The organism is Exiguobacterium sp. SH0S7 (genome assembly GCF_004337195.1).
GTDB lineage: Bacteria > Bacillota > Bacilli > Exiguobacteriales > Exiguobacteriaceae > Exiguobacterium > Exiguobacterium aurantiacum_A.
In genome coordinates this window covers 217,777-231,148 of sequence record NZ_SJVA01000003.1, presented here as the reverse complement: position 1 = coordinate 231,148, position 13,372 = coordinate 217,777, and the positions used below count along the sequence as shown (strand labels likewise).

Below are 13,372 nucleotides of genomic sequence, written 5' to 3'. Positions count from 1 at the left end.
AATGAGGATGATTAATATTTTAAACTCATCATAAATAAGTTATATTATAGCTAAACATAGTCAAAAATTGACTAAATAAATATGTTTAATCAATTTTGATAATGAATGAGGGTGATTCTTATGCGAAATTACGATTATCAGTATTTAAGAAATCTCTCCTTACCGATGGAAACGGTACGATTGATCGGCCGCATCAATGAATATAAAGGGAAACAGGATTTGTATAAACAACAGGCGCCTCAAATTCTGAACACCTTGCGTGACGTGGCTGTCATCCAATCGACCAAGGCTTCCAATGCAATCGAGGGAATCGTCGTGACCGAGAGCCGCCTACGCACCATCATGTCGAAGACCTCTGACCCGGTCGACCGCTCGGAAGCTGAAATTGCCGGATACCGGGATGTCTTGAACTTGATTCATGCCTCAGCCCAGGACATCCCAATCAACCCGAACATCTTGCTTCAGCTCCATAAAGAGCTCTACAAGTTTGTTCCGATTGAGGGCGGGAGATGGAAGAATGTCGATAACAAGATTAGTGAGACCTTCCCTGATGGCACGCGCCGGACGCGTTTCGTACCAGTCCCAGCCTTTGAGACCCCAGCGGCTGTCCAGGCCTTATGTGACAGTGTAAAAGAACGTCGGCAAAATGAAGACGTCGATCCGCTCATCTTGACCAGTATGTTCGTCCTCGACTTTTTATCCATCCATCCGTTCAATGACGGGAACGGACGAATCTCCCGTCTTTTAACCTTGTTGATGCTTTATCAATTCGGCTTCGAGGTCGGTCGCTATATTAGTCTCGAGAAGATTGTCGAGGAACGGAAAGAAGACTACTATGAATCCCTGCGATTGTCCTCAATCGATTGGCATGAGAACCGACAAAACCCGCTCCCATGGATCAACTATCTGTTGAGCGTGATCCTTGCCGCATATAAAGAGTTAGAAGATCGCGTAGGACTCGTCACGTCAGGAAGTCAAAGTAAGAGTAGCCGGATTAGACGATTCGTAGAAGGGAGAATCGTACCGTTTACCAAGTCGGATGTTCGGAATGCCTGTTCCGACATCAGCGAGACAACCATCAACCGTGTCCTTCGGGAATTACGGGATGAAGGGGAAATCGCTCCGTCTGGACTCGGCCGGAGTGCGAAATGGATTAAGCAATAATTCACGACTTGTTCTATGGAACACGAGAATCCCAAACCTCAGAGGAGAATCAACATGAGTCTATTTGAATACATCAGCCTGTCTGCAACCGCATGGTTCATGGGCTTCTTCCCAATGTTCGAAATCTATTTGGCTATCCCGAGTGCGATGTTACTCGGTCTCGACGGCGTCTCTGCTGTCTTCTGGGCCGGACTTGGCAACTTCTTGCCGGTTCCTCTGCTCGCTTATTTTTACGATTGGTTGCATCGATTCAAACGTCTCAGCGGCTGGCTCGATCGCTTAGAGAAACATCGATTTAGTCATTTGATGCGCGAACATGGCAGTTGGTCAATCATCCTCGTCACGCCCCTACTAGGGTCATGGGTCGTTGGCGTGATTGGTCATTCGATTGGGATGAGACGTTCCACACTTCTCACCTATTCAGCAATCAGCATATTTGGATACGGTGTGTTAATCGCTTGGCTCACTTCTAAAGGAATCGAGTTCACATTCTGAGGTACGTCTGACGTCCGTAGCAACTGAAAAAGGTATCTGATTCATTCTGTTTTGAATGAATCAGATACCTTTTTTAATTTAGATTGCTCACTCGTTATCCTTTGCCTGAAGAAGAGATTGCGTTGTCGCTTCTTTCCCCTAAAAACTCATCCAACTGAAAGTCATGCTTATCAAGCACGATTTGTTCGCGGTTGATGCCCCGCTCACGTAGCATCGCGATTGTCTCCCGTAAGAAGTCATCGCTGCCGACGATGTAATACAAACCTTCCATATCCTGTGCGAGCGTCTCGACCGCCGCGTAATAATCTGAACGATTGGCGACGAACTCGGCCGTGAAACTGTTTGACGACTTAAATACATCGCCGAACAAATAGTCTGTCGACGAGTCGACGTTCAAGGAATGGAGATGCGGGATACCTTCCCCGTTCGCCAAATAGTCAAGTACGATCGGACGGAACGTCGCGAGCCCGACGCCAGCCGACAGCAGGTAGACGTTCTTCCCGTCACGCTGGAGCGGCACGTTCGAATGCGTCTTGAAGATGGCGACCTTCTCCCCGATCTTCATGTCACGTAAGATCGACTTGAACTCGGAGCACTCTCGTTTGACCCGGGTCGTGATGCCGATCGCGCCTTCACGCGGTAGCGTCGAGATCGACATGTGGCGAATCAAGCTCCGGTTCGGTTTGTCTTCTTTGTTGAACCCTTCAAGGGCGAAGTGGGTATGCGCCCCCTCGTCCCACGTGAAGCCGTCCGGCAGTTCGAGTTGGAACGTGTATGTATCTGGCGCTTCCTGTACAACTTGTTGAATTGGTGTCCAGTAAATGTGCATCGTCGTCACTCCTTCCTTCTATTAATAGACCGCGATCGGTCCGTATGGTCCTTGAATGATTTCAAGCTTCGTCTCGAAAATATCTGATAAGATGTTTGCGTCCATGATCTCATCGACCGTACCGAAGGCGGCGATCTTGCCGTCTTTCATCGCACAAATCCGGTCCGAATACTTCGCCGCGAAGTTGATATCGTGGAGCACGGTGACGATCGTCCGTCCGAACTCGTCGGCGACGTGACGCAAATATTCCATCATCTGGACCGAGCGGGCGATGTCCAAGTTGTTGAGCGGCTCGTCAAGCAACACGTATTCCGTCTCCTGACAAAGTACCATCGCAACATAAGCCCGTTGACGCTGCCCGCCCGACAGTTCATCGAGATAACGATGCTCTAAACTCGTCAAGTCGAGGAAGTCGATATATTTCGAGATGATTGCTTCGTCTTCTTTCGTCAACCGCCCTTTCGAATACGGGAAACGGCCGAACCCGGCGAGCTGCCGCACGGTGAGTCGGGTCACGAAATGGTTCTCCTGGCGTAAGATCGTGATGATCTTCGCCAAGTCTTTCGACTTCGTGCTCGACACGTCCATCCCGGCGACTTGGATCTGTCCTTCGTCCAAGTTGAGCAGACGGCCGATCATCATGAGCGTCGTCGACTTCCCGGCCCCGTTCGGACCAATCAACGACGTGAACCCGGCCTTCGGGATGTGGAGGTCGAGCGGTCCGATCTGGACGTCGTCCGTATACGATTTTTTCACTTGCTCGATTTGTATCATAGCGACCTCTTCCTTAAAATCACCGCTAAGAAAATCACGCCGCCGAACAGCTCAATGATGACGGACACGACACTCGGTGTATTGAAAATGTGATACATAAAGAAATATGCGCTCGTCAGTACGAAGAAGCCAAGGGCGAACGCCATCGGGAAGACGTATTTATGGTCATACGTCGCCGCGACCTGATAACTGAGCGTCGCGACCAAGAAGCCGAAGAACGTCAGCGGTCCGATCAAGGCCGTCGATACCGACATTAAGAGCGAGATGAGTATGAGCGTATAGATGACGCTTCGGCGATGGTTCACCCCGAACGACGTCGCCACGTCTTTCCCGAGCGCGACGATGTTCAACTGGTTCGAGAACAGGTAAAGCAAGACACCGACGACCACAACGATCGGGATGACGATTGGGAAGTAGGCGGCGTCCGCGTTCGTCACCGAACCGAACAGGCGCGCCTGTAAGAGGTCAAACTCGGACGGTGCGAGCATGCGGCGCATGAACGTCGACACCGAGTTCAACCCGGTCCCGATGATAATCCCGATGAGGAGCATCAGTTGAAGGTTGGCATATTTTCCCGATAACAGCCAGCCGTACAACAGAAGACTCATCAGGACCATGACAGCGACTTGACTCAAGAACGCTCCCGTCCCGCTGAAGCCGACCAAAGCCCCAGCGCCGAAGAAGAAGATCATACTCGTTTGAATCGTTGAATAGAGCGCGTCAAAACCGAGCAAGGACGGGGTGATGATGCGGTTGTTCGTCACCGAGTGAAACGCGACGGTCGCGAGACTTTGACAAAGTGCCGCAATTGCCATCGTGACGACGGCTACGACACGGCGCTCGACGACCGGCACGAACGACGGGGAGTCGAACGGGACCGGATTGTTGTAGACGAGAAGACCGAACGCGCATAATAGCCCCCCGATGATGAAAGCGATGAGGAACAGCCAATAGCGGCGCTCTTCTTTTTTCGAGCGAAACGCAGACGCACTCCGTTCTTTCCCGTTAAGCGGATGAACGTCCACTTCGTAAGCTTCTTTTTCCATGACCGTACTCATCGTACCCCTCCCGTCTTCCGCTGCCGTAACAGAATCGCGATGAACACGACCGAGCCGACCGTCCCGAGAATGAGCGACACGGGCAACTCGAACGGCATGATGATCGTCCGTGAGATCAAGTCACTGACGAGAATCGCGCCCATCCCGATGACACACACCCACGGCAAGTTGTTGCGGAGGTCGTCCCCACGGAACATCGAAACGAGGTTCGGGACGATCAAGCCAAGGAATGGCAAGTTACCGATGACGGTCGCGACGACCCCGACGGATAACGCAATCAAGCCGGTTGCGATCAACATCAATAAGTTGTAGTTGACGCCAAGGCTCGTCGCAATATCTTCCCCGAGTCCGACGAGCGTCAATCGGTTCGCGAGTAAGAAAATGAAGAACGTAGCGATGATGATGAGCCATAAGTATTCATAACGTCCGACTTGGACCGAGGCGAACGAGCCGACGAACCAGCCTTCTAGCGTCTGGCTGGCCCGGAAGAACAATCCAAGAAACGTCGACACGGCCGAGACGACCGCCCCGAGCATGAGTCCGATAATCGGGACGATTAAGGACGAACGGAGTTTGACCGACCGTAAAAACCAAAAGAATACCATCGTCCCGATAAACGAGAATACGATTGCTCCCGTCATCCGCATCATGAGCGACGGTGCCGGGACTAACAAGTAGACTGCCAACAACCCGAGACCGGCCCATTCAATCGTGCCGGTCGTCGTCGGTTCAACCAATCGGTTTTGTGTGATCAACTGCATAACGAGCCCCGCCATCGCCATTGCGGCACCGGTCAACATGAGCGCGACCGTCCGCGGGACCCGCGTGATCCAAAACATATCGAAGCCGTCCGCTTTACTGATGTCGTATACACCGGTGAACAGCGACAAGATCGCAAGCATCAGGACGACGAGCAATGCAAAGATGAACGACTTCGTCCAAATTTTAGAAAAGGAGGGTTGAGCACTCGTCCCAACCCTGTTTAGTATTGGATTTTGCACAACGTGGCCTCGTTACTTCGCGAGCGCTGCTGCAACGCCGTCGAAGAACTCCGAGTACGTTTGAATCGATTCGTTTAAGTACGTGTCTTTTGGTGCGTAGACGATTTGATCTTCCTTGACGGCCGTCGTCTTTTGAAGCGCCGGTGCGTTGTCGATGACGTCTTCAGCCGGGACTGCGCCTTCTGCGTCAGCGAGCGGTGCGTCGCGGTCGAGCACGAACAACCAGTCCGGGTTACTCTCGGCGATTGCTTCGACCGAGACTTCGTCCCCTTCATGGTCACCTGTCGTCTTCTCAACTTCTAGCGCTGGCACCCAGCCGAAGATGTCGTACATCGGTCCGAACACACGGCCGCTGATCGGCGCTGAGAACCCGATGTCTCCGCCCGAGACGATGACCGACATGATTGACTCTTTACCGTCGTAAGCCGTTTTCGCGTCTTCGATTGACTTGTCGAGGTCAGCGACCATGTCTTCCGCTTCTTCGGTCTTGTCGAAGATTTGGCCGAGCGTGAGCGTCGTGTCTTCAAGTCCTTGGACTAAAATCTCACCCGGTGTGCCTGAATCTTCCGGAAGTTCGATGTTCAAGTCGATGACGGCCGCATTCGGGACCAACTTTTTGATGTCCTCATAGTAGTCGGCGAAACGTTGACCGACGATGACGACGTCCGGATCGACTCCGGCGATCGCTTCTAAGTTCGGCTCGAAGTGCATGCCGACGTCGACGATGTCCTCGTCTTTGACGTATGGTGACTCAGCCGGCATCAAGCCGACCGGCGCAGCCGCGAGTTCGACGTTCCACTCTGCGAGCGTCTCGAACGTCCGGTTGTCGAGCGCGACGACCGTCTCCGGGTTGATTGGTACTTCGATCTTGCCGTGGGCGTCCGTGATCTCGACCGTCTTCGGTTTCGCTTCCGCTTCCGCGTTGCCCGTATTTTTCGCCTCATCCTCGTTCCCGCACGCCGCGAGCAACAAGACGAGTGATGTCACCATGATTGATGCTTTCAATTTCCCCATTCTTTCCATCTCCCTATATGTATTGAGTACGCTGACAACCTTCTCAGTCGAACGGCATTCCTGTTGTCGATCTTGTCTATGTAGGCAACAGACACCTGTCCTCACTGATAATGATTATCATTGTCGTTTTCATTGAGAAGCATAGCAAACAAAAAAAGGATGCGCAATGCCAAATTTACAAAAAGGGATTGGAAATCTTTTTCCTACTATTAATGCAAAATAAAAAGAAAGTGGCACTCGACCACTTTCTGAAGGGTTAGAATTCAGTTTTGCTTGTCTCGTTTTCGTTTGAGAATGCTGTAGGTGAGAAACAGAATGAACGTGTACGTGAATGAAAAGAGGATGATTTGCAGGAGGCCGTCCGGAAGCAGTTTCACGATAAAAAACAGCGAAAAGATGATGGCAATAATCAGATGAGGACCCCGGATATCCTCCGGCAAATCGCGCCAGTATATCACGACGAGTGCTAACGCGAGCGGTCCGCACAAAGCAAACAAGATGAAGAATGGGATCGGTCGCATCAGAAATGGTACGTCTTGTTTCTGATGATTCATGCTTCCGAAATTCCGTTCGCGAGTAATAACAGGAAAATCCAAATCGATAACGGTACAATCAATCCGATGTTCGCGAAGAGGCTGAATAATCTCACCATCTTCTCCTTCGAGAAAAGTCCCCAGATGAGTGTGGCAAGCAACGCGATATCCAAGGCGAGATACACCCAGATGGCGGTCAGCAAGTCTAAATTCGGAAAGACGCGGCCGTTCAACGTAAACAGTGTTAAGAACGTCAACAAAAAGAGTGCGAGCGTCATATAGAGCGGTGCGTATTGGCGTTGATTCATACAACCATCTCCTTTTCCTAATTATCCCATTCACTTATTCTATCGACAACCCTTATAGATTTTGCTACATTCACAGCAACGTACATGAAGTGATGACATTGAATTCACTACTGACATTGTTGGAGGTCACGGTTATATGGGTTTTGCTTATCTAGTTGCCGCGATTATCGCGGAAGTGTTCGGCTCAAGTATGTTAAAACTGAACGCAACGTCGACGAACCGACTGCCGATCCTCGGTGTCGCGCTCGGATACGTGACCGCGTTTTATCTGTTGTCGCTCGCGCTCTTATCCATCCCTCTCAGTTTCGCCTACGCGTTTTGGAGCGGGGTCGGGACTGCCGCGACGGCATTGATAGGCTTTCTCGTGTTCAAGGAACAAGTTCGAAAACAGACCGTCATCGGCATCGGACTCGTCATCGTCGGGCTCGTCTTGATGAAAATATGAAGGAGGGAAACGTGTGAAAGGGTATATGTTATTACTGGTCTCGATTTCGTTCGAGGTGCTCGGCACATCGATGCTGAAGCTGTCGGACGGCTTCACAAATTTGTTACCGAGCGTAATACTGCTTGCGAGTATCGCTGTTTCGTTCACGCTCATGGGCTTCGTTTTGAAGACGATCCCGCTCAGCATTGCCTATAGCGTCTGGGCCGGTCTTGGCACGGTCGCAACCGGATTGATTGGGGTATTCGTTTACGGTGAGGTGCTCTCGACACTGAATAGCATCGGGCTCATCGTCATCGTGCTCGGTGTCGTCGTCATGAACTTTGGAGGGAATACTACAAATCAGGAGGTCACATCATGAAACAAGCACTGCTCGTCATCGATTTTCAACAAGAGCTCGTCGACGGAAATGATGTTGAACGCGGAGTCGAACGAGGTCCCGAAGTCGCCGCCGTCATCAACAATCTCATTCAACAAGCTAGTTCAAAGCAAGTACCAGTTATTTTCGTTCGTGACTTAGACGTCGCCGACGGAAGAGGCGACGGGTTTGCCGTCCATCGGTCCATCATTGTCCCTGACGATTCCGTCCTATTCGACAAACAAGCAACGAACGCATTTCACGGGACACCGTTATTGTCTTACTTACGAACTCATGCCGTTCAACATCTCGTCATCACCGGTGCCAAGACGGAGCATTGTATCGATACGTCTGTCCGGACCGCTACGGTAAGCGGTTTTGACGTGACCCTTGTCTCTGATGGCCACACAACGAACGGGTCAGACGTATTGACGCCTGAACAAATTATCGATCATCACAATCAAGTGCTGCATGGACACTATAACGTCGAACACTTTGCGATCGCGCGCCCATCAACCGAAGACGTCTTTAGCCCGACGCATGACACGTATCGCTAAAAAACCCGTTTGACTCATACGAGTCAGACGGGTTTCATTTGTTACTAGATCGCCTGAATCATCTCGACCCGATTGCCGAACGGATCACGGAACTCGAACCGGTCAAATCCAGGGATTGGAATCCCTTCAATCCGCTCGATTCCTTCTGCTTCGAGTTTCCGTCCCCACTCCGCTAAACCGGTCACCGTATAGGCGACATGTGCTTTCGTTTTCAGCCGGTCGCCCCCGTCCTCGGTGCCGACATGGACGCTTTGGTCGCCGACTTGAAGCCAAAACCCGCCTCGTCCTTGAAGCGACTCCGGTTTGTCGATTTCATTCAAGCCGAGCACATCGCAATAAAACGCGCGTGCTGTTGCTTCTTCACCTTTTGGGATCGTGATTTGGACGTGATGGATGCCTGTGATCATGTCGTTTTCCCCTTCCGATACGTCAATCCGATGAACTGTAGTTTTTGGTTAAACAAGCGCGGGTACGACATATAGCCGACCATGACGGCTGAGATCGTCGCCGTCGTCAAAATGAGGAACAAGATGAGCAGTTGGTACAACACCGCCTCCATCGGGTCGGCGCCGCCGATGATAAGGCCGCTCATCATGCCCGGAAGCTGGACGAGCCCCATCGTTTTTTGCGCCTCGACGGTCGGGATCATACTCGTCCGGATGGCGTTCTTCAAGCTCCGCTCGATTGCGATTTTCGGTGCCCCGCCCATCGACAGGATGAGCTCGATGACCTCGTCGCTCCGTTCGACCTCGTCTTTGAACTTGTTCAAAAACAGGAGCGATAACACCATACAGTTACCGATGACCATACCGCTGATCGGGATGACTTTCTCCGGCTCGAACGGGATGATGCCGAGCCCGAGCATGAGCCCCATCGTCACCGATTCGACCGTGACGAGCGTGAGGACGATCATCCAGGTGATGCCCGGGATGCCGTCCCCTTTTTTGATGATGTTTTGCGTCGCCGCCCCAATCATGAGGAGGATCATGAGTAGCATGAACACCGGGTTATCACTCTCGAAGACGAACGTCAAAATGTAGCCAATCAACAACAGTTGAATGATCGAGCGTACCGTCGCGATGACGATGTCACGTTCAAGACCAAGCTTCAAGAACAACGCCAATCCGAGCGGGATCGCCACAAAAATCAAGGAAGTCATCAGTTCGATGAACGTCATAGCTCTTCCCCCCTGACGAAACGCCCGATCATCGGATTGTCTGACTCGTCGATGAACGACGCGTCCCCGAACTCGATCAATTCCCCGTTCCGTAAAAACCACATGTCATCACTGACCCGTCTCGCTTGATCGAGGTCGTGGGTAATCCAAATGACGGTCACCCCGAAATCTTTTTGAAGCCGCACGATCAAATGCTCGATCTCTTTCACCGTCCGGTAGTCGAGGCTCGACGTGATCTCATCTAACAGCAAGACGTCCGGTTTATTGACGAGCGTCCGGGCGATGGCGACACGGCTCCGCTCCCCGCCCGACAACGTCTTGATCGGTTGGTCGAGCGAGATGCCGTCCAAGTCGACTTTTCCGAGCAGTTCTGTCGCTTTATCCCGGTCGAGCGTCTCGCCGAAAATCGCTTTCGGCAAATTCAAATTGTCGTACACCGTCCCGTCGATCATCGGGGCGCTTTGGAACGCCATGCCGATTTGTTTCCGGAGCGCGATGACATCGATGTCGCGGATGTTCTCGCCTTTGAAGTAGATGTCGCCCGCATCCGGCGACAATAGCCCGTTAATATGCTTCAGGCACGTCGTCTTGCCGGCGCCGCTCGGTCCGACGAACGTCGTGATTCGGCCTTCGCGGAAGTAGCCGGTGATGTTATGTAGGATGTCGTTATGACTGACCCCAATGAATTCAATGATGTTCATAAGTATCTCCTTCGTTCACGTGCACATTTCATGTTCTAATAGCGAATACATATACAAGTCGTCATAGTTGCCACGCGTGTACTCATACCCTCGAAGCAAGCCTTCGCGTGTGAACAAGTGACGCTCGACTAGACGCTGAGATGCCTTGTTTTCCGGTTCGATCAGCGCCTCAATCCGGTGGAATCCGAGTTCCACGAACCCGTGACGAATCACAGCCTCGAGGGCTTCGCCGGCGATGCCTTGTCCCCAGTAAGCTGAACTGAGTTCAAACCCAATTTCGGTCCGATGATGTTTTGATGATACGTTTAAAAAGCCGCAGCTGCCGATTACTTCATCTTGTCCAGTCAACGTGATCCCCCAACGCATCCCGGTCCCGTCACGAACAATCGCGTCGTACCAGGCGATTTCTTCAAGCGCCTCTTCGACGGTCGTAAACGGCTCAAGCCCCATATGTCGAACGACTTCCGGCTTCGACAAATAGGAGAAGACATCCGCCGCATCGTCTGCCGTAACAGGTCGCAATATGAGTCGCTTCGTTTTTAGTGTAATCACAAACGGTTTCCTTCCACCGGATTGATGACGACTTCCCCATTTACATCTAGCAATGGCGTGATGCCACCGCTCGTGCCGACCCATGTCTGGATGTAGTTGACGCCTGTCTCCAAATCAACAAGGATCGTGATTTGACCGAGTTCCGGCAATTGTTCCGTCAATTTGACTTTGAAACGTTTCGGACCAGCTGCTTCCGCCTCTGCTTTCTTTTTGAATAACATGATATCCCACCTTCCTATAATTCTAACTGTACGCAACATGACCCCTGGTTTCAATGAATGAGCGAGGTGAAATGGGAAATACGAAATTTTACCTTTTTGACACGAAAGATGGAATCAACCTATTTGTTCAGCAAATCCTTAAACCTATTCATTTTTGCTAAAAATGAATAGGTTTACTCGTTTATGAACTAGTTTAAATACGTTATAATTCAAATAAACCTATTCATTTTTTCGAACTATGACTACGTTTAGACCATGATGACTATGAAACGGGGTAGGCAATTTTGAGAAATTATGACTACACATTCTTAACGAATATGGCTCTCCCGATGGAAACCGTTCGCCTCATCGGACGGATCAATGAGTATAAAGGAAAGCAAGACCTTTACAAACAACAAGCGCCTAAAACGTTAAATACGTTGCGCGACGTGGCGGTCATTCAGTCGACGAAAGCATCGAATGCAATCGAAGGTATCTTCGTGACGGAAAGTCGACTTCATACCATTATGGCGAAGACAGCGGATCCAGTCGATCGATCGGAATCCGAAATTGCTGGATATCGCGATGTTCTGAATTTGATTCATGCATCGGCACAGGATATTCCAATCAATCCGAACGTCTTACTTCAACTACACAAAGAATTATATAAATTCGTCCCCGTCGAAGGTGGCCGCTGGAAAAACGTCGACAATGAGATCAGCGAAACGTTTTCAGATGGGACTCGTCGTACACGTTTTGTTCCAGTTCCGGCATTTGAAACGCCTGCTACCATTCAAGAATTATGTGATAGTCTAAAAATACGACGGCAAAAAGAAGATGTCGACCCTCTTATATTGACGAGTCTCTTCATCTTAGATTTTTTATCTATTCATCCATTCAATGACGGTAATGGTCGCATGGCACGTTTGTTGACGTTGTTAATGCTGTATCAACATGGTTTCGAAGTCGGACGCTACATCAGTCTAGAGAAAATTGTCGAGTCTCGAAAAGAAGGCTATTACGAATCGTTGCGGCTATCCTCGATTCACTGGCATGAAAATCGACAAGATCCATTTCCATGGGTCAATTATCTGCTTAGTATTATCTTGTCCGCATATAAAGAACTTGAAGATCGCGTTGGCCTCCTTTCATCCGGGACGGAAACCAAGACCGTCCGAATTCGACGATTCATTGAGGGGAAAATCGGTTCTTTCACGAAAACGGATATCCGAAGCGCACACCCTGATATTAGTGAAGCGACAATCCACCGCGTGCTTCGTGAGTTACGAGATGAAGGGATGATTGTATCAACCGGTTCGGGAAGAAACGCAAAGTGGATTAAACAATGATGTGAGGAAATCCTCCACACTAAAAGCCTTACGTCCATTCGACATTAGAATGGTTGTAAGGCTTTTTTAATTTCAAACAGTCGGTTTTTCATGAGTAGCTCCGCTCGATGACAAAACTTGTCTTGTCCCCTCGGAAATATGAACGCGAGTACTCGATCGTTTTTCCTGACGCGTCCTCGGTCACCGTCTCGATATAAAAGCACGGCGTCCCGAGCGGACAGTCGAGAAGATCGCTTATCCGTTCGTCGGCGAGCGCGATCTCGAGCGCCTCGGTCGTCTTGGCGACGTGGACGTCGTGGACTTCCGCTAGCGTTTGGAACAGAGAATGCTCGGCCTGGTCTTTCGTGATACCCGGCGCGATCTGCCACGGGATGAACGAGACCTCGTACTGCGTCGGCTCCCCGTCGGCGTGACGGATCCGTTCGATCTTTTGGATCGGTGCTTGTTCGTCGACCGTGAACACGTCGGCGAGCTGGGCGTTCGCCGAGACGACCGACAAGTCGATGAGCGACACTTGGCCGCGCTTGCCTTGAACGGCGAGCTGGGCCGCGTAATTGTTCGGCGTATGCGATAACGTCTGCCGGACTTTCTTCCCGGCGACGAACGTGCCGCGCCCTTGCTGGCGGACGAGATAGCCTTCCGTCGTCAACTGGTTTAGCGCGCCGCGGACCGTCGTCCGGCTGACGTCGAACTCTTCGCATAACGCGTACTCGGTCGGGAATTTCTCGCCTTCTGTATAATGTCCGCTCTTGATGCGGGACAATAACTCTTCTTTGATGGCTGTTTGAAGCGTCGACTGCGACATTCTGTCACCCCTTTGTGTCATCCTTCTTTCCTTTATTCTGATACAGCAAACATAC

Annotated in this window: 19 protein-coding genes; 6 read left to right on the top strand and 13 right to left on the bottom strand. The window is 50.9% G+C overall.

The annotated features are described in order from the left end of the window. The first annotated feature begins 120 nt into the window (after positions 1-120). Both EVJ22_RS07965 and EVJ22_RS07960 read left to right on the top strand, forming a co-directional pair. Entirely contained in the window at positions 121-1,164 is a 1,044-nt protein-coding gene (locus EVJ22_RS07965) for a Fic family protein (RefSeq protein ID WP_233589652.1), read from the top strand. Between the two features lie 54 nt (positions 1,165-1,218). After that, positions 1,219-1,659: a small multi-drug export protein gene (locus EVJ22_RS07960; RefSeq protein WP_131443643.1), complete on the top strand. Its 441-nt coding sequence runs from the start codon at positions 1,219-1,221 to the stop codon at positions 1,657-1,659. 94 nt (positions 1,660-1,753) lie between these two features. On the opposite strand, the gene EVJ22_RS07955 is transcribed toward EVJ22_RS07960, so the two are convergent. From EVJ22_RS07955 to EVJ22_RS07925, 7 genes are all read right to left on the bottom strand, one after another. Then, a complete protein-coding gene (locus tag EVJ22_RS07955; RefSeq protein ID WP_071398163.1) occupies positions 1,754-2,488 on the bottom strand; it encodes a ferredoxin--NADP reductase in 735 nt (244 codons plus the stop codon). Positions 2,489-2,509: 21 nt separating this feature from the next. Continuing rightward, entirely contained in the window at positions 2,510-3,262 is a 753-nt protein-coding gene (locus EVJ22_RS07950; protein ID WP_071398164.1) for an iron ABC transporter ATP-binding protein, read from the bottom strand. After that, positions 3,259-4,320: an iron chelate uptake ABC transporter family permease subunit gene (locus EVJ22_RS07945; protein WP_071398165.1), complete on the bottom strand. Its 1,062-nt coding sequence runs from the start codon at positions 4,318-4,320 to the stop codon at positions 3,259-3,261. The genes EVJ22_RS07950 and EVJ22_RS07945 overlap by 4 nt, the downstream gene beginning before the upstream one ends. Continuing rightward, positions 4,317-5,321, bottom strand: coding sequence for an ABC transporter permease (locus EVJ22_RS07940; protein ID WP_084812953.1), 1,005 nt, complete (start codon positions 5,319-5,321; stop codon positions 4,317-4,319). The genes EVJ22_RS07945 and EVJ22_RS07940 overlap by 4 nt, the downstream gene beginning before the upstream one ends. Positions 5,322-5,333: 12 nt before the next feature. Then, positions 5,334-6,344 carry a siderophore ABC transporter substrate-binding protein gene (locus tag EVJ22_RS07935; RefSeq protein WP_071398166.1) on the bottom strand — a complete coding sequence of 337 codons (1,011 nt, stop codon included), beginning with the start codon at positions 6,342-6,344 and terminating at the stop codon, positions 5,334-5,336. 254 nt (positions 6,345-6,598) lie between these two features. Beyond that, positions 6,599-6,889, bottom strand: coding sequence for a hypothetical protein (locus tag EVJ22_RS07930; RefSeq protein ID WP_071398193.1), 291 nt, complete (start codon positions 6,887-6,889; stop codon positions 6,599-6,601). Beyond that, positions 6,886-7,176, bottom strand: coding sequence for a hypothetical protein (locus tag EVJ22_RS07925; RefSeq protein ID WP_071398167.1), 291 nt, complete (start codon positions 7,174-7,176; stop codon positions 6,886-6,888). The genes EVJ22_RS07930 and EVJ22_RS07925 overlap by 4 nt, the downstream gene beginning before the upstream one ends. A 136-nt stretch (positions 7,177-7,312) precedes the next feature. On the opposite strand from EVJ22_RS07925, the gene EVJ22_RS07920 reads away from it, so the two are divergent. From EVJ22_RS07920 to EVJ22_RS07910, 3 genes are read left to right on the top strand one after another with little or no spacing between them, the layout of a single operon-like run. Next, a complete protein-coding gene (locus EVJ22_RS07920; protein ID WP_070328504.1) occupies positions 7,313-7,621 on the top strand; it encodes a DMT family transporter in 309 nt (102 codons plus the stop codon). A gap of 25 nt (positions 7,622-7,646) precedes the next feature. Continuing rightward, complete coding sequence (locus tag EVJ22_RS07915; protein WP_233589651.1) at positions 7,647-7,979, top strand: DMT family transporter; 333 nt, start codon at positions 7,647-7,649, stop codon at positions 7,977-7,979. Further along, positions 7,976-8,533: an isochorismatase family protein gene (locus tag EVJ22_RS07910; RefSeq protein ID WP_071398169.1), complete on the top strand. Its 558-nt coding sequence runs from the start codon at positions 7,976-7,978 to the stop codon at positions 8,531-8,533. The genes EVJ22_RS07915 and EVJ22_RS07910 overlap by 4 nt, the downstream gene beginning before the upstream one ends. 44 nt (positions 8,534-8,577) lie before the next feature. Here EVJ22_RS07910 and EVJ22_RS07905 read toward each other — a convergent pair whose 3' ends face one another. The 5 genes from EVJ22_RS07905 to EVJ22_RS07885 are packed head-to-tail and all read right to left on the bottom strand — an operon-like array spanning position 8,578 to position 11,184. Further along, a complete protein-coding gene (locus EVJ22_RS07905) occupies positions 8,578-8,940 on the bottom strand; it encodes a VOC family protein (RefSeq protein ID WP_071398170.1) in 363 nt (120 codons plus the stop codon). After that, a complete protein-coding gene (locus EVJ22_RS07900; RefSeq protein ID WP_071398171.1) occupies positions 8,937-9,710 on the bottom strand; it encodes an ABC transporter permease in 774 nt (257 codons plus the stop codon). Before EVJ22_RS07900 ends, EVJ22_RS07905 begins: the two co-directional genes overlap by 4 nt. Next, entirely contained in the window at positions 9,707-10,411 is a 705-nt protein-coding gene (locus tag EVJ22_RS07895; RefSeq protein ID WP_131443642.1) for an ABC transporter ATP-binding protein, read from the bottom strand. The genes EVJ22_RS07900 and EVJ22_RS07895 overlap by 4 nt, the downstream gene beginning before the upstream one ends. A gap of 15 nt (positions 10,412-10,426) precedes the next feature. Then, positions 10,427-10,963, bottom strand: coding sequence for a GNAT family N-acetyltransferase (locus EVJ22_RS07890; protein WP_233589650.1), 537 nt, complete (start codon positions 10,961-10,963; stop codon positions 10,427-10,429). Continuing rightward, positions 10,960-11,184: a DUF6440 family protein gene (locus tag EVJ22_RS07885; protein ID WP_131443640.1), complete on the bottom strand. Its 225-nt coding sequence runs from the start codon at positions 11,182-11,184 to the stop codon at positions 10,960-10,962. The genes EVJ22_RS07890 and EVJ22_RS07885 overlap by 4 nt, the downstream gene beginning before the upstream one ends. 284 nt (positions 11,185-11,468) lie before the next feature. Here EVJ22_RS07885 and EVJ22_RS07880 point away from each other — a divergent pair, with 284 nt between their 5' ends. Next, complete coding sequence (locus EVJ22_RS07880; protein WP_233589649.1) at positions 11,469-12,512, top strand: Fic family protein; 1,044 nt, start codon at positions 11,469-11,471, stop codon at positions 12,510-12,512. Positions 12,513-12,600: 88 nt separating this feature from the next. Here EVJ22_RS07880 and EVJ22_RS07875 read toward each other — a convergent pair whose 3' ends face one another. Next, on the bottom strand, positions 12,601-13,317 hold the full coding sequence (locus EVJ22_RS07875; RefSeq protein WP_131438913.1) for a GntR family transcriptional regulator: 717 nt from the start codon (positions 13,315-13,317) through the stop codon (positions 12,601-12,603). Between the last annotated feature and the right edge of the window lie 55 nt (positions 13,318-13,372).

Coding starts and splice junctions, on each gene's coding strand:
- EVJ22_RS07965 (WP_233589652.1), top strand. CDS start 121: ATGCGAAATTACGATTATCAGTATTTAAGAAATCTCTCCTTACCGATG.
- EVJ22_RS07960 (WP_131443643.1), top strand. CDS start 1,219: ATGAGTCTATTTGAATACATCAGCCTGTCTGCAACCGCATGGTTCATG.
- EVJ22_RS07955 (WP_071398163.1), bottom strand. CDS start 2,488: ATGCACATTTACTGGACACCAATTCAACAAGTTGTACAGGAAGCGCCA.
- EVJ22_RS07950 (WP_071398164.1), bottom strand. CDS start 3,262: ATGATACAAATCGAGCAAGTGAAAAAATCGTATACGGACGACGTCCAG.
- EVJ22_RS07945 (WP_071398165.1), bottom strand. CDS start 4,320: ATGAGTACGGTCATGGAAAAAGAAGCTTACGAAGTGGACGTTCATCCG.
- EVJ22_RS07935 (WP_071398166.1), bottom strand. CDS start 6,344: ATGGAAAGAATGGGGAAATTGAAAGCATCAATCATGGTGACATCACTC.
- EVJ22_RS07930 (WP_071398193.1), bottom strand. CDS start 6,889: ATGAATCATCAGAAACAAGACGTACCATTTCTGATGCGACCGATCCCA.
- EVJ22_RS07925 (WP_071398167.1), bottom strand. CDS start 7,176: ATGAATCAACGCCAATACGCACCGCTCTATATGACGCTCGCACTCTTT.
- EVJ22_RS07920 (WP_070328504.1), top strand. CDS start 7,313: ATGGGTTTTGCTTATCTAGTTGCCGCGATTATCGCGGAAGTGTTCGGC.
- EVJ22_RS07915 (WP_233589651.1), top strand. CDS start 7,647: ATGTTATTACTGGTCTCGATTTCGTTCGAGGTGCTCGGCACATCGATG.
- EVJ22_RS07910 (WP_071398169.1), top strand. CDS start 7,976: ATGAAACAAGCACTGCTCGTCATCGATTTTCAACAAGAGCTCGTCGAC.
- EVJ22_RS07905 (WP_071398170.1), bottom strand. CDS start 8,940: ATGATCACAGGCATCCATCACGTCCAAATCACGATCCCAAAAGGTGAA.
- EVJ22_RS07900 (WP_071398171.1), bottom strand. CDS start 9,710: ATGACGTTCATCGAACTGATGACTTCCTTGATTTTTGTGGCGATCCCG.
- EVJ22_RS07895 (WP_131443642.1), bottom strand. CDS start 10,411: ATGAACATCATTGAATTCATTGGGGTCAGTCATAACGACATCCTACAT.
- EVJ22_RS07885 (WP_131443640.1), bottom strand. CDS start 11,184: ATGTTATTCAAAAAGAAAGCAGAGGCGGAAGCAGCTGGTCCGAAACGT.
- EVJ22_RS07875 (WP_131438913.1), bottom strand. CDS start 13,317: ATGTCGCAGTCGACGCTTCAAACAGCCATCAAAGAAGAGTTATTGTCC.